The organism is Colwellia sp. BRX10-1 (genome assembly GCF_014077545.1).
GTDB lineage: Bacteria > Pseudomonadota > Gammaproteobacteria > Enterobacterales > Alteromonadaceae > Colwellia_A.
The window spans coordinates 99,186-114,581 of sequence record NZ_JACGWC010000012.1 but is presented as its reverse complement, the minus strand read 5'-3'; the positions used below and the strand labels follow the sequence as shown (position 1 = coordinate 114,581).

The window sequence follows — 15,396 nt, the reverse complement described above, 5'->3', positions numbered from 1 at the left end:
TAACACAATTAAAAAACAAGCTAGAATAATTGCCAAATAAAAAAACTGCCTACCTGTACTCGAACGTTTTTCCGCTTGCTTTGAGTGTGTCATGTGAATATCACGAATAATTTGTCCCTTGTTTTTACCGACACAATGGGGGCAAATAGAATAAGATATTTTATATCTCAAACCACATTTATTGCACTGGGTCGTTGGCTCTCTACTGTAATCTATAATCATGGTTTTTTGTCATAAAGCATTTTATTAAGCTTGTAAAAATAGCTATTTATAATAACAGGAACAAGAGAAGCAAATGTTTTGTGGCCGTTTAAGTAACTGCATAGACGCTATTATAATTCAGGCTTAAAACCAGCTGCTTTAATTTCATTAATTAAAAACAACCCAATATCATCGATATTATGATCAACTTTTTTATATATAAAACCGCTTAAATCAGCAGGTATATCCACATCGCCTTTATGAAGAACACAGACATTTTTTCTCCCAAGCTTAGCGACCAAATAACCAAACTCAAAAATGACATTAGGTTTGGCTCTAATGACTTTTTTTCTCTCAGCATCTATAACACTAGATTGATCAATCGTATACGAAACTTCATCAGGGGTAAGTAATATGAATGCATAAGATACATCACTGTTGGCCTCGAGTTTTTCAATGAGACTTTGCTCAGCATCCACTTCTCTGTGCAAAAAAATTGGCTGAATTCCGATTTGTGTAAGAAATAGCGCTAATTCAATTTTTAAAGCATTGTCATGCCCATGAACAATAAGTACTTTATTATTACTTGGTACTAGGGAGTTAGTTACATTCGTTTTTTCGGTCGAACCTTTGGGTTTATTGGTTTTTTTTGGTGGCCCTGAAACTAATAATTCATTAAATATATCGCCTTCATCTATTAACGAAATTAATGCATTTAATGTTTTAATATAATTGTCTTTTGCAAACTCAAATTTGTCTTCACTATTACCTGTTACCTTTGAATTATTTGCAGCTTTAAAATAAACAAAAGGTTCTGAATTTGGCTTAACTGTTTGTTTCAAAATATTTTCTATATCATTTACCCATGTATCCCACGTAGGTAAAGGCTCCCCTAAAGTCAGATCAAGTGATTCATGCTTTTTACTACAGTTTTTCCAATTAAACGCTTCACTCATTTCTGCTAGTTTATTGATTTTATTTTTTAACAGCTCCACTACTCGGATCCTTGCACTGCATATAACGCCCGATTAACTGGCGCATAGTTATTGACTAAAGTAAGCACCGAAGAAGCAAATATCCAACGGTTATTTATTCTATTTAATAGCTTATGTTTCACCATACTCTGACTTTATTAAGCCAAAACATTTAAGGTCGTGAAACTGATTCTTCCAATATCCACTTTGACGGCGAATACCCTCTTCTTTAAAGCCTACGTTGAGTAAAAGAGACTCTGAGGCTAGATTCCCGGGAACCGTATCACCTTGAATGCGATTCAATGCTCCGCATGGTAACTCACCACAAAATGCTGATTTAACAATTCTATGCACAGCTTCTGTTGTGTAACCACTGCCCCAGAACTTAGGCAGTAAATCGTAACCTATAACAGCATTTTTCATTTTAGGACTCCAAGTATTAAACCCACAAGTCCCTATTAATTGATGTGTTTCTTTTAAGCGTATAGCCCAACGAATACCAGAGTTTTCTGTAAAGCGAGCATTAAAGAATTCTATTAAATTACTCGCTTGTGAATGTTTAGTAAATGCGTCCAGATCATAATATTTGACAACTGAATTGTCTGAGAATAAATCAAATAAGCTATTTGAATCTTCTGTAGTTAATTTATCTAACCTTAAACGATTAGTTTCTAATACTGGAAATAACAACCTAAATCCTCCATGAACTATAGTATCCTACTTGAGTCGGTTACTATTTTTACCACTCTCGCCATTCTTCTGTAACATCACCTTCAAATTCTACATTGGCTTTATTTGTTACTTTTTGAATGAAATCACAAATATCTTCACGTTGGTCAGTTTCTATTAAACATTGACCACAGTCATCGTTTAATTCGTTCAAAGATAAAATTAAATATTTAATATGATTTTTAGTACTATCAACAGTTTGAATTTCTGATCCCATTGACGACATGAACTCTAAGAGTAATGTAATGCAATCAGTAACATTATCAGATGTGTAATCAGGTTGATTTTCTCCCTCAATAAAATCTAACATTCCATATTGAATACTTTTAAGTAAACTTTTCACATAAATCTCCGTAAAAAAATGCCCAATTAAGGGTAAAGTTTAGTTAGCTAAAATGTGAAGCTAAACGTAAGCTAGCCAAAGGTTAAAAGCCCAGCTTGAATACCTTTGCTATATAACAAATGCAACAATAATTGCCGTTACAGCTAATACACTGTACTCGGGCATCCCTGTTGGTAACTTAGACATAAGTACGAAGCAAACGAAAGCTAAGGCAAATAAAATGGCACTGCCAACAAAAACCCCCATAAATGTATGCCCCATAATTAAACCAACAATAGCTAAGGGAATACTAAACAATAATGCTGAAAAATAAGGTTCCTTTTTCATCAAGTATAATTTATATGAAAGAGCTAACATCAATAGTTTAATAATCAAAAAGAGCATATAAATACCTTGTAATATAACGCCCATTTAAGGGGGGAATAATGGTTAGTTAAAATAGCGACCAAGGAGCAAAAACCAGCGGCTTTTTGTCCTTGTTTAATTTGTTGTTGCTTGCTAATCGGCATAGGTATGCAATATTTCGTTTACAGATGGCCGTTTATCGAAGCTGAAGTTACAAAGTTGAATATACCCAATATTATGACTAGGTGAAAGCCAAAAGTAACTCCCCATTGAGTCAATTGATAAACCTCTATGAGAATATATTGTCTCACCTTTAACCTCCCTAATGAACAGTCCATTATTATATGGTACTCCTCCAATTTTAGAAACGGTCTTTAAAGAAGATAATATTTGACTGATAAAATGACCTTTACTGTCGTCAGTATTCTGGAAATTGGAGAGTCCTCCAATGTTGGAAACAGGCTTCATCGGATGCAAGAATGTACTCCAAAATAATTTGTCATCAATAGGGGACATTAAATGACTTATCCATTTGGCAAAATCAGGAAGCGTTGATAAAATTCCGCCATCGCCCTGGGTAATTAGATTTGATGAATTACGTCGATATTTGTATGTAGGCGAATTTACAGCACTATACCCCGTAGCACTCCAAGGAATTTCAATAGTCTGTAAACTCACAAGTTCAGTTGAAGACATTCCAAGTGGTTTAAATAGTTGTTTTTTAACTAAGTCACTAAAAGGTATTCCACTAGCTTTTTCAAGTATATCAGCCAAAAACAAATAACCCGTATTACTGTAACTTGAATTTTCGCCCGGTTTGAATGATGGTGCAGATAACGCCATCATAGTATCAAGAACGTGCATTAGAGTAACATCACGTGCAATCGGCTTCCCTACAACTAGATCTTCAAGTACATGGGGTATGGTAGATACCCTTTTTACAAGTTCCTCCCTAGTTTTTTCATCATTTAAATAGTCTGGCAGACCACTTTGGTGATTAATTAAATGATGTAACTTGATATTTTCAAACCAACGGGGGCCTTGGGGATAATATTTCTTCAATGAATCATTTAAAGATAGTTGGCCTTTCACCTCTAATTGTAACGCTAAAACAGCAGTAAAATGTTTAGTAATAGACCCCAAGTTAAAAACGGTTTTCTTATCTATTGGAACTTGATAGCGTAAGTTTGCCTGCCCAAAATAGCGCTCATAAACTAATTCACCTTTCTTCACCACACCAACAGCACAACCAGGAGTTTGAGAGTTTAACTCACTAAAATCATCACTAACGTTAGCATCTACGGTGAATGTAATCGTGTTTAAAATAATAAATATTAACAAAGGTATTTTCATTTAAAATCCATTTTTTCTAAATGCCAAGTTTTGTATTGTAAGCTAACGCAGCCTAAAGCGGACTAAAATAGGCGACGCGCAGAAGCAAGTAGTCAACGGTTAAAAGTCCTGCTTAAATGGCCTGTTATAAGCAAATGCCAGCTAACTTTAACTATTTCGTTAACGTGCACTCTTTTTTTATATTGCCTTCAGGATCTATACAGGTAGCTACATCTGGCTTAATACACGAATTATAAGTCTCGGGGGAGATATTTCTATGGGCACCTTGCACGGTTACGTTAAACAAGCCAACAAAAATATCGCTAATAAAACTAGAGCTCCAAGAGCTTTCTTTATCGTGTTCACTATAAGTAGAACCAGAAGCAAAATTGCAACCAACCTCTTCTGCACCATGAGAAGAGCAACCAGAAATCCCCAAGACTAAAAGTAAAACTAACGTAAATTTAAGTGCCATTGTTCATCCTTGTTTAATGGGGCGTTATATTTTTTGACACTGCTTAGTATCGACCTTTATTTCGGTGATCTGTTTATGATTAGTATCATAGTAATTATATGAAATGAAAATATTTAAATCTCTAAATGCTTGCATTTCTATTGTTGAACAAACAAAGTTCGTCACCTTAGGTGTCATAGTTTCGACAAATTTTTTTAAATCTAAATTGTCTTTTTCATAATTTGGCAATTGATAGTTATATGTAAACGTTTCTTTTGCACCAATAGTAGCTATTAAAACTGTTTCTGAATCTACATTCATTGGTAGATTCTTATTTATTTCGCTAGCTGTACTCATGAGAAATTTAGTTTTATCTTCACCTGCATCACCACTAAATAAACCACTTACTGCCCAATTTCCAATTATTGCCCCACCGACTGCACCAGCAATGGTTAAAACATTCGTCCATGTAATTTTTTTCATTAATACTCCAAACTTGGTAATAATAAAACAGCTTATTAGACGAGCAAAAACCTCCTTCTCTCCAGATAATTAACCGTCTATGATTATAATGAAAACATAAAATACTCATAACCTTCAATTGCATCAAGCCTTTATTAACATTATTTTAACTAAACTTTAAATGATGACTGTTTTATCACGCGTTCTCTGTTGAAAGTATACAAAGTTACTAGCTTAAAAATTATTTTTCTTACTTAGTCTTATTGTCGAAATATTATCAAGGCTGATGCCTGTTCATTTACATAGGGTAATTAACGATCTGTTTTCCAATTAATAAAGGCGATGTGATTTTTAGCTGTTGATGAATGCAGCAGCAAAGTTATTTGACTAAACCTATGGTACTAAGGTGCCAATTAAAAAGTTAACTGTTTGCATTAATATATAGCATAAGAATAATGCTGAAGATTTTAGAGCAACGGGTTAAATAGCCTTTTCGAGATGGCCAAACTTACTCTTTTACTATTATCTGATGCCCTTTAATAAACCGCCCTATCGCAAGTATTTGCCCAATAATGATCAACGGCGCAGGGGCTCACACGTCTAATTACTTTTTTATTGACGAAAACGGTAAGAAACTAATAACACAATTAAATAGGAAAATAATTATGCTAAAAGGTAAAACAGCTTTGATCACAGGTTCAACCAGTGGTATTGGTTTAGCGGCTGCACATGTCTTAGCTGAGCAAGGCATTAATTTGGTACTACACGGTTTAATGGCTAACGAAGAAGGCCAAGCCTTAGCCGATGAATTTGCGAAAAAATATAATATCAAGACACTTTTTGATAGTGCAAACTTAATGTTAGCCCAAGATATTTCAGTGTTTATGACTAAGGCTACTCAAGTCATGGGCTCTATCGATATACTGGTCAATAATGCCGGTATTCAACATACCGAAAGTATTGATACTTTCCCTGAAAATAAGTGGGATGCGATAATTGCCATCAATTTGACCGCGGCATTTCACACCATTCAAAAGTCACTTCCGGGTATGAAAGCAAAGGGTTGGGGCCGCATTATTAATATCGCTTCTGTTCATGGACTCGTGGCCTCGCTAAATAAATCCGCTTATGTTGCAGCAAAGCATGGCATTGTTGGCTTAACGAAGGCCGTTGCGCTTGAGTGTGCCGAGCATGGCATTACCGTTAATTCTATTTGCCCAGGTTGGGTGGATACCCCATTAATTAATAATCAAATTAATGATATAGCACAACAGAAAAGTGTTAGCTTCGAACAAGCAAAATATGCCTTAGTAACGGCTAAGCAACCCTTACCTGAAATGATGGACCCTCGCCAAATTGGTGAATTTATTTTATTCTTATGCAGTAATAGTGCGCGTAGTATAACCGGTTCGGCACTTCCCATGGATGGTGCTTGGACCGCCCAATAAATAACAGGATAATATATGACGATAGCTAACAACGAAAAAACAGCAGGTGAAAAAATTCGCCGTCAAGTAATGGGCGATGAATTTGTTGACCGCGCACTTAATAATGCCGATGATTTTAGTCAACCTATGCAAGACTACATCAATGATCATGGCTGGGGAGCAACCTGGCAGCGAACTGAATTAGATCTTAAAACCCGTAGTTTAGTGACTATCGCTATGCTGGCAGCACTAAGAGCTCCTCAAGAACTTAAAGGGCATATTCGTGGTGCATTAAATAATGGCGCGACTAAAGAGGAAATACGAGAAGTATTACTGCACAGCGCTGTGTATTGTGGCGCGCCAGCTGCACAAGAGGCTTTTAGAGCCGCTAAAGAAGTTTTATAAATCGTCTATAAATACCGCTTTAAAGTTATAAAGGCTAGACAAAAAAATTTGCCTAGCCTGCTTACTTATTTAGTTAAAAATCATCATAAAAACGCGACAAAATTCTAAAAACTTCGAATTTCTACGATATTACTATTGAAGTTAAATTTGTTGATTTTTCCGCATTCAGCAAAATGATTACTCGATGCATAAGGTGTGTTAGCTTGGTTTATGTCACCTTCCCAACCTTGACCATTTTTAACATAGGCTTTTACTTCAAACTTGTTATTAACCGCTTTACTACAATCCATATCAACATCTAACATCCAGTAATGTTGACCCCAAATATTTAACGGCTCTTCACCATAACCATCATTAGCAACGGTACGCTTTGTTCCCCAACCTGCAGGCCAAGCATTGGTGGTCCAATCAAGCGGAGTTCCTTCAGCGGTGCTACTTTGAGCGGCTTCACTGCCATACCAATCTAAGTAGCTTTCGTTGGTTTTCCATGGTGTTGTCGTTGCACTTTTTAAATTGTTATGGCGAATAGTCATTGCACACTCAAAATTAGTGGTTTGACAATTTCTACCAAGATTATTATTGGCGTAGTTATGATCAATGCCGCCGCGAATAAACATATCTTGACCACTTTGCGTTTGTGCTTGAATAAATATCACCGTACGTTTCAATGTTGCTGGGCCTGTTACTTCACCATTAATTTTTGCGCCTTGATGAATGGCAAATGCATCCCAAACACCCACATTGGCATTAATACTTCCACCGTTGTTTACTGTAATCGTTTCACCGCTACACGATTTAGCATCAGCAGATAATTGCCCTTTTAAAACGTTACAATAAGTACCTGCACTCATTTGTGTACTTAGCGTAGACGTTAAATTAACATCTTCTTTATTAATTGCGACAAAACCCGAACTACCTCGACCAAAAGCAATTTGGTTATTGCCATTATCCCACCAGTTTGTGGTGCTCCAATTATCTGCAGTATTATTTCTAAAGTCGACACCACCAGCAATATATGACCATCGATGCTCACACTTCCAACTACTGCCAAAGCATTCTAGATCACCATTGTTATGGACCGGAACACTTGGAGCACCCGCATCAGTATCACCCTGGAAATCATAGCTCGACATAACTTTTGGGTAACCATACGGATAAGCCAACATAAATACATTCGCTAAGTCGTATAAACGGCCATCTTCAAAAGTAATCACATTACCACCGCCACCATGACCACGTTGATTATCATGGTTATCGACAAAAACCACCGCAGAACTACTCGGTAAAAATCCCCAAGCTTCACCAAAACTACTCAGTAATGCTAGGCTGCCATTTTTGAAGGTGTTACCTAGCTGTGTGGTATATTTAAATTCAGTTACTAAACCTGTGCTTTGGTATTCACTGGAGGTGATGGGTTCACCGCCTTGATCAATCACTTCCTGAAACACCAAAGGTGAGCCATTAACTTTCGACAATACTCCTTGAATATCGCCTAATGACATGTGCTTAGAGGCGTCAAATCGAAAACCTGTAACACCAATATCTTGCAAGTCGTTTAAATAACCTGCGAGCGTTTCTTGTACATAAGCGGCACCAGTATTGAGGTCAGCTAAGCCCACTAGCTCACAGTTTTGTACTTGCCAACGATTGTTATAATCGGTAATGGCACAAGTATCATGAAAGTCTTGTGGCCCATAATTAGGGAAGCTTTTGTTACCATAATTACTCCCTGCAGTACCTGTACCACTGCCAGATGCCATATGATTTAAAACTGCATCAACATATATTTCTACGCCAACGGCCTTACAACGATTCACCATATCGACAAACTGGGCACGGTTACCGCTTCGACTCTCTATTTTATAGCTTACCGGTTGATATCGAGTCCACCATTGTCCCCCTTGAATATGCTCATTAGGTGGTGACACCTGAACTGCGACATAACCTTTAGGGCCTAAATAATCTTCACATTCTTGGGCAACATCTTGCCAGCTCCATTCAAAGAGATGAACAAAAGTAGTCGGTTGAGCAGCAGCTTGAACCTGACAAACAATGCCTAATGCCAGACCTGTTGTTAATAACGATTTTATTACTTTAGTTTTCATTTTTATTGTTATTCCTAATGTAAAATTAATGTTTATATTTGCTCATTAAATAGCCAAGACAGGTTGCGTTAAATTTAAACAAAGCGCTATATCAAAGAAGATGAATACGTATTCAACCATTTTTTGTAGGTGTTTTACCGAACAAGAAACTATATTGAAATTATGATGACCTAGATGAATATGAAACGTGTTAACAACGTCGGTAACGGGATCACTGACATTATGATAAAGAGATCTTGCTCTCTGGTAACAAGACCTTGCGATAATTAATGCTTTTGCCACAGAAATATGTGGCAAGCTTAGCTATTTATTAATAAAGTTAGCGATCAGCTGAAAAGTTTGCTGACACTCTTCTGCAACCAATGCATCAAGTAACATATAGGCATGCGTTAACCCGTCAAACTGATGATGATGCACCGCTACCCCAACCGCTTTTAGCGCTTTAGCATAAGCTAAACCTTCATCTCTTAACGGGTCGCATCCGGCGGTAATAACTAAGGTTTCGGGTAAAGTCTTGCTTATTTCACCATACAAAGGTGATGCAGCTTTACTGTTATCACTCGCTTTAAAATACTGATTAAAGTACCAAGTTATTTTATCTTGCTCAAGTAAAAAACCTGAACCATTCTCGGTAAAAGAAGGCTGCTGGCCGGTGTAATCAACACTTGGGTAAATTAAAATCTGCTTATCGATTCTTAAGCGTTTATCTTGCTGGCTTTGCATAGCAAGCGTAGTACAAATAGCGCCGCCAGCACTATCACCGATAATATAAAGTGCATTAGAAAAGTTGAGCCCAGCTAAACAGGCTTGGTAATTAATTAACACCTCTCGACAATCATCGATACCTGCTGGATAAGGATGCTCTGGTGCTAAACGGTATTCGACACTGATAACAATACAATGACTTTGTGCGGCAATTTTACGACAAATGGGATCGTATAATTCAACACTGCCACACATATGACCACCGCCATGATAATGAATAACTACGGGTAATGCTTCCTCTGGCGCTGGGCTATAAACTCGCACGGCAATAGCGCGTTCTTCTGCTTGCACTGCACGGTCTTGCACAAAACTGAGTGCTGGCCCCTCGCCTATCAAAGGCGCCAATTTATCTAAATTTGAGCGAACCAGTGCAGGAGAAAATTGCACACCTTGTTTTTTTGACTCGGCTAAAGCTTCATTTGCCTGCGCTAAAAAGGGCGCTAATTTTTCTGAAATTACACCTCGCATAATTCATCTTCCTTGTTTTTTTGTTGACCCGTTTCAGTTAAGAAAAAACTACCTATAAAGAAAGTACCACTGACCAAGGTGGTTAAAGCAAATGCCCATGTATAGTCACCTTGGTGAATATCAACTAACTTGCCAAACAACCATAAAACCAAGGTACCCACCATATAACTTATCGAATAGAACAAACTAAAAACAACGGTTATTTTTTGGCTGGTCATTTTTGACAACTCATGAGGTATTGCCACTAATGCCGTTATTGGAAAGAATATAGAAAAACCTAACACCATAGCACTAAGTGTTTGTACTACTTCTGACGGGCTAAAAGATAAGGTAAACACAGTGATCACAATCAGTAAACCTGACCAACGGATCACAGGCACCCGTAAAGGGAATTTTTTACTGTAAATAATACCGGCTAACGTTCCTATAATTCCAAAACCTATCAATAACGCACTTTGACTGATACCCGCTTTAGGATAGAAAGTGAACAAACATAAATAAAAGGCAAGAATACCTGAATAGGTTAACGCGTAGACCCAAGAAAATTTATCTTTTAAGCCATCTGTGTACGAATAATGCGTGTTAATTTCACTTGTATCTTTGGCCTTGCTATGAGGTTTTGCTTCGTCAACAAATAACCAAGCAATACTTAATGCCAAACTTGCTAATGAAAAAATAATCAAGGTATTTTGCCAGCTACCGGTTAACGAATTAAAGTTACTCATTTGCCATAAAATAATGCCTGTGCCTAAATTAAAAGCAACGGCATTGATCCCGTTTATCGTGGCACGCTCTTCTGGAGGGAACCAAGACATAACGATGGGGTTAAAATATACAATCATAAACGCTCCGCCCAATCCCATTAAAAACCGGCTCACTAATAGCAATTCATAATTGGGCGCAAAAGGTGTTAATAGCCCCACTGAAATTAAAATACCTGATGCAAAAAAAGCATACTTACCCCCTAGTTTTAGGGCTAACCAAGCAGCGGCAAAGGTCCCTACAATTTTAGCTAAGGTAACCGCACCACTAATAAAGCTGGCTGAAGCTAAACTATTAATATTCATTGCCGCCATGATTTGATTCATGCTTGCGGTGCCGCCAACCCATGCCATTGCAAATAAGGTGTAACTAATAAAAACAATGGCTTCTACTAAATACTTGTTACTTATCTTAAGAGTTCTCATATAGATTAATTTCTAATATAGTAATGTCAAAATTCAGCTTAACTAAATAAATTATCTATTGATGTACTACCTTCGTGCACTGTGCTGAAATTTAAGCCATGTTATGATGTCTGCCGCCATTTTATTTGCAGACGTAAAGTTGATATGGGATCGGTACTTAGTAAAGTGTTGCTATTTATAAGGTGTTTTCAGTGTTAATTTGGCTTTCTCTTAATACTTGGTTGGTGTCTTTTCTTGCCATAGGTTATTTATTATTATTGTTTGTTGTTGCCTATTGGGGACAAAAGCAAACCACTAAGCAGTGGCATTCTCGCCCTTGGGTTTACAGTTTAGCTTTAGGGGTAAGCTGCACCTCTTGGGCTTTTTATGGCACGGTTGGGCAAGCAGCAACAACCGGCGCTTGGCTTGCTCCCATCTATATTGGCTCAATTTTATGCTTTGTATTGGCTTGGCCGATGTTGCTGCGAATATTACGTATTACCAAGCAACAAAACCTAACCTCTATTGCTGATTTTATTGCTTGTCGCTATGACAGATCGCCAAAAATAGCAGCGACAGTAACCTTAGTCGCCCTTCTGGGCACCATTCCCTATATCGCACTGCAATTAAGAGCTATCAGCAAAAGTTTTGATTTACTCACCGGCACTTACCGCTCAGGAATAAGCACGACCTTTGTTGTGACCTTAGTATTAATTATTTTCAGTATATTATTTGGTGCTCGCCAAGTGGCCGCCAATAAACAAAATCAAGGCTTAGTTCTAGCCATAGCTTTTAGTTCGTTAGTTAAATTATTTGCCTTAACCGCGATAGGCATTTTTGCGACATTCTTTGTTTTTGATGGTATTGGCGATTTAATCAGCCAAGCTGAAACGTCAACTAATTATCAACCGGTAAAAAACACTTATTTTGCAGTATCACAAGCGATACTTGGCGTAATTACTATTTTTATTTTGCCACAGCAATATCACATGTTGATGATAGAGAATCATCAGCAAAAAGAATTGAAAATGGCACGTTGGCTCTACCCCGTTTATTTAATTGCCATTAATTTATTTATCTTACCTATTGCCTTAGCTGGCCAAAGTTTATTTCCGGGTGGTGGTGTTGATGCCGATACGTATGTTATTACTATCCCACTCTTTTTTCAGCAAGCATGGCTTGGTGGCCTCGCTTTTATTGGTGGTTTAGCCGCAGCAACCAGCATGGTCATAGTCGCCACAATAGTACTCAGCACTATGGTAACAACAGAAATCGTTAACCCCTTGCTACTGCACTACAACAGTTATATTAATACCCAGAAAAAACAACTGTCAGGGCTGTTATTAAATATTCGCCGCATAGCAATTGCTTTACTGCTGCTATTGGCTTTTGGCTTTGAGCGGATCGTTAATCAACAAAATCACCTTGCCACCATTGGCCTATTGTCATTCGTACTTCTATCACAATTAGCCCCTTTAGTTGTTGGCGCATTATATTGGCGAAGAGCAACCAGTAACGCCGCTTTTATTGGCTTAATTGTCGGCAGTCTTTGCTGGTTTTATACCTTATTGCTACCCAGTTTATTGCCGAACGCTCCGTGGATAACTACAGGATTATTTGGTATAAGCAGCTTACGGCCTTATGCACTTTTTGGTGTCGACTTTCTCGATAATATTAGTCACGGTTTATTATTTAGTTTATTAGCCAATACTTGCTGTTTTATCGGTTTTTCATTATTTGGTCAGCGCAGTGTTGGCGAAAGATTACAAGCAGAGCTCTTTATCAGTAAAAAGCAGGGGGCGATTCAACAAAACTTATCAAGTAAAGACCTTTATCACTTATTGCAACGCTTCGTTAATGATGCAAGCGCCGATGATTTTCATCATAATCATGCAAAACAACTTAGTAATACCGCCGCGAGTCAAAAGCTGGTCGAGTATACCCGCTTGCAGTTATCAAGCGTATTAGGCTCAGCCTCAACGCGCATGGTAATGAAAGCCGCAAGTAAACAACAAGCCTTACCTTTGGAATATGTCGTTAATATTGTTGATGAAGCCAGCAAGTTGTTTCAATTTAATCGCGAATTATTACAAGCCGGTGTAGAAAATATAGAACAAGGTATAAGTGTTGTTGACGCCGACATGCGCTTAGTTGCTTGGAATAAACGCTATATAGAATTACTAGATTACCCAAGCAGTTTAGTTTGTGTCGGTAAACCAATCTCCGAGCTTATTCAATACAATGCCGATCGCGGAGTCATTATTGCTGATAAAGGTAACTCTACAACAAATAGTGCCGAGCATACCGATGATTTTATAACACGCAGAATTGACTATATGCGTAAAGGGAACAGTCATTATTTCCAGCGAGAAATGCCAAGCGGTATTGTCTTAGAAATTAGAGGGCAAGCGATGCCTGGCGGTGGTTTTGTTAGTACTTTCTCAGATATAACCGCACATATAGAAGCTGAAAAAGCTTTACAAAGGGCGAACGAGACCCTTGAACAAAGAGTGATTGAACGAACCCGTGAACTAAACCATGCAAAGGCAGAAGCCGAAACAGCTAATAAAAGTAAAACTAAGTTTTTAGCGGCTGCCAGCCATGATTTAATGCAACCTTTCAATGCTTTATCTTTATTTACCAGTATGCTTAATAAAAAAGTAACCGGTACTCATTTAGAAGAATTAGCCAGCAACATTCGTCATTCACTAAATGCTGCAGAAAGTTTACTCTCAGATCTCGTTGAAATATCTCGCTTAGATGGTAAGTCGCAACACATTGCGATCACCTCTTTTTATGTTGACGAATTATTAGCCCCCTTGAGTAAAGAGTTTTTCTTACTGACAGAGCAAGCTAATCTAACGTTTAGCTATGTAAAATCTAACTGTATTATTGAAACCGACCAAAGATTGTTACGCCGTGTGGTGCAAAACTTTCTCTCCAATGCTATTAACTATTGCCCACAAACCGACCGCCAAGGCAAAGTATTACTTGGCGTTAGGCGACAACATGACAAGATCGTTATTGAAGTTTGGGATAATGGACCGGGTATTGCGAAAAACAAACAGCAAACTATCTTCAAAGAGTTTGAGCGCTTAAATGAAACTCAAGACCAACCGGGTTTGGGGCTAGGTTTAGCCATATCAGATCGTATAGCTAAACTTTTAGGGTTAACCATTTCAGTAAAATCTACGGTTGGTAGAGGTTCATGCTTTAGCATTACTCTACCTCGTAGTAAGTTATTACCGGTCAGAGCCTCAGTTGTTAACACTCAAAATAGCATTAGCGCCACTGATGAATTTAATCAGTTACCTATTTTACTTATTGATAATGAGCCCTTAATGCTAAAAGCGATGCAATCGCAACTCGCTGAATGGGGGTGTCATGTTATTGCCGTGAGAAATGAAAAACACTTAGCAGAAGTACTAGTTGATAAAGAGTTCAAACCCAAATTAATTATTTCAGACTACCACTTAGATGATGACAAAAATGGTGTTGATTTAGTGCAAAAAACGCTTGCTAACAATAAGTGGCAAGCTCCTTGTATTATCTGCTCTGCAGACCCCTCTGAACAAGTGCGAGAACATACCAGCGGTGCCGACTTCTCGTTTATGCGTAAACCAATTAAAGCGTTAGCGTTAAAAAAATTGATGCGACAGTTATTATCGCTTTAGTCATACTAGCAGTGACAGCAAAGTTAGTGTCGCTGCTATGATTTTAAATATATTCCAAAGTCTTTAACAATAATAAACTACGAATAAAAACCTCAAAAATCTGATAAAAGTGTCCGCCACAACAGACACTTTCATTAAGCGAGAATTATTTAATTTATTCCACATAATCCTTCTACTACTAAAGAGTCACTTCTTTTGCTACCAATATTCGTTAATGTTGTTGAGTTCAAATTTCAAACAGTTTGGATACAAAAATGGAGAGTACCCCTCAGGACAAGTCAAAAATAAATGACAATAAATAATAGGCTTTTTATGAAACAGGTCCTAATTACACTTTTTTACATACATTTTAACAACCGTGACGTCCCTCACTCGAACTTATCTAACCGCTTGATGACTAGTATTTTAGTTGGTAATACGACCGATAGTTCGCCGTAAAGGTCAACATTGGCGGCTAATAAAATACCTAGATACAACACTTGCAGTTACTTCCTAATGTTTACTTTATCTTTTGATAAAACTAGCCAATAGACCAAGTAGAAAATA

The 15,396-nt window shown here is 37.6% G+C and carries 13 protein-coding genes; 3 read left to right on the top strand and 10 right to left on the bottom strand.

All coding sequences use genetic code 11. The annotated features are described in order from the left end of the window. Nucleotides 1-332 precede the first annotated feature (332 nt). The 7 genes from H4J75_RS11695 to H4J75_RS11665 all read right to left on the bottom strand — a co-directional run bounded on the left by H4J75_RS11695 (nucleotide 333) and on the right by H4J75_RS11665 (nucleotide 4,861). Nucleotides 333-1,196 (bottom strand): TIR domain-containing protein, encoded by an 864-nt coding sequence (locus H4J75_RS11695; RefSeq protein WP_182217806.1) that lies wholly within the window; start codon nucleotides 1,194-1,196, stop codon nucleotides 333-335. A 111-nt stretch (nucleotides 1,197-1,307) separates the two neighbouring features. After that, complete coding sequence (locus H4J75_RS11690; RefSeq protein ID WP_182217804.1) at nucleotides 1,308-1,865, bottom strand: GNAT family N-acetyltransferase; 558 nt, start codon at nucleotides 1,863-1,865, stop codon at nucleotides 1,308-1,310. 49 nt (nucleotides 1,866-1,914) lie between these two features. Next, nucleotides 1,915-2,247, bottom strand: a complete 333-nt coding sequence (locus H4J75_RS11685) for a hypothetical protein (RefSeq protein WP_182222223.1) — start codon at nucleotides 2,245-2,247, stop codon at nucleotides 1,915-1,917. A 108-nt stretch (nucleotides 2,248-2,355) separates the two neighbouring features. Beyond that, nucleotides 2,356-2,631, bottom strand: a complete 276-nt coding sequence (locus H4J75_RS11680; RefSeq protein WP_070374206.1) for a hypothetical protein — start codon at nucleotides 2,629-2,631, stop codon at nucleotides 2,356-2,358. Nucleotides 2,632-2,745: 114 nt separating this feature from the next. Continuing rightward, nucleotides 2,746-3,945, bottom strand: a complete 1,200-nt coding sequence (locus H4J75_RS11675) for a serine hydrolase (protein WP_182222222.1) — start codon at nucleotides 3,943-3,945, stop codon at nucleotides 2,746-2,748. Nucleotides 3,946-4,096: 151 nt separating this feature from the next. Continuing rightward, on the bottom strand, nucleotides 4,097-4,399 hold the full coding sequence (locus H4J75_RS11670; protein WP_182222221.1) for a hypothetical protein: 303 nt from the start codon (nucleotides 4,397-4,399) through the stop codon (nucleotides 4,097-4,099). A gap of 24 nt (nucleotides 4,400-4,423) precedes the next feature. Beyond that, entirely contained in the window at nucleotides 4,424-4,861 is a 438-nt protein-coding gene (locus tag H4J75_RS11665; RefSeq protein WP_182222220.1) for a hypothetical protein, read from the bottom strand. A 644-nt stretch (nucleotides 4,862-5,505) separates the two neighbouring features. Here H4J75_RS11665 and H4J75_RS11660 point away from each other — a divergent pair. Both H4J75_RS11660 and H4J75_RS11655 read left to right on the top strand, forming a co-directional pair. Then, nucleotides 5,506-6,288: a 3-hydroxybutyrate dehydrogenase gene (locus H4J75_RS11660; protein WP_182222219.1), complete on the top strand. Its 783-nt coding sequence runs from the start codon at nucleotides 5,506-5,508 to the stop codon at nucleotides 6,286-6,288. A 15-nt stretch (nucleotides 6,289-6,303) separates the two neighbouring features. Next, on the top strand, nucleotides 6,304-6,672 hold the full coding sequence (locus H4J75_RS11655; protein ID WP_182217796.1) for a carboxymuconolactone decarboxylase family protein: 369 nt from the start codon (nucleotides 6,304-6,306) through the stop codon (nucleotides 6,670-6,672). A 104-nt stretch (nucleotides 6,673-6,776) separates the two neighbouring features. Here H4J75_RS11655 and H4J75_RS11650 read toward each other — a convergent pair whose 3' ends face one another. From H4J75_RS11650 to H4J75_RS11640, 3 genes are all read right to left on the bottom strand, one after another. After that, a complete protein-coding gene (locus H4J75_RS11650; protein WP_182222218.1) occupies nucleotides 6,777-8,777 on the bottom strand; it encodes an alpha-amylase family protein in 2,001 nt (666 codons plus the stop codon). A gap of 303 nt (nucleotides 8,778-9,080) precedes the next feature. Further along, nucleotides 9,081-10,010, bottom strand: a complete 930-nt coding sequence (locus H4J75_RS11645; RefSeq protein ID WP_182217792.1) for an alpha/beta hydrolase — start codon at nucleotides 10,008-10,010, stop codon at nucleotides 9,081-9,083. Then, the gene (locus H4J75_RS11640) at nucleotides 9,998-11,197 is read right to left on the bottom strand and encodes a CynX/NimT family MFS transporter (RefSeq protein WP_182217790.1); all 1,200 of its coding nucleotides are present in this window, start codon (nucleotides 11,195-11,197) and stop codon (nucleotides 9,998-10,000) included. The genes H4J75_RS11645 and H4J75_RS11640 overlap by 13 nt, the downstream gene beginning before the upstream one ends. A gap of 191 nt (nucleotides 11,198-11,388) precedes the next feature. Here H4J75_RS11640 and H4J75_RS11635 point away from each other — a divergent pair, with 191 nt between their 5' ends. Then, nucleotides 11,389-14,850 (top strand): PAS domain-containing hybrid sensor histidine kinase/response regulator, encoded by a 3,462-nt coding sequence (locus tag H4J75_RS11635; protein WP_182222217.1) that lies wholly within the window; start codon nucleotides 11,389-11,391, stop codon nucleotides 14,848-14,850. The last annotated feature ends 546 nt before the right edge of the window (nucleotides 14,851-15,396 follow it).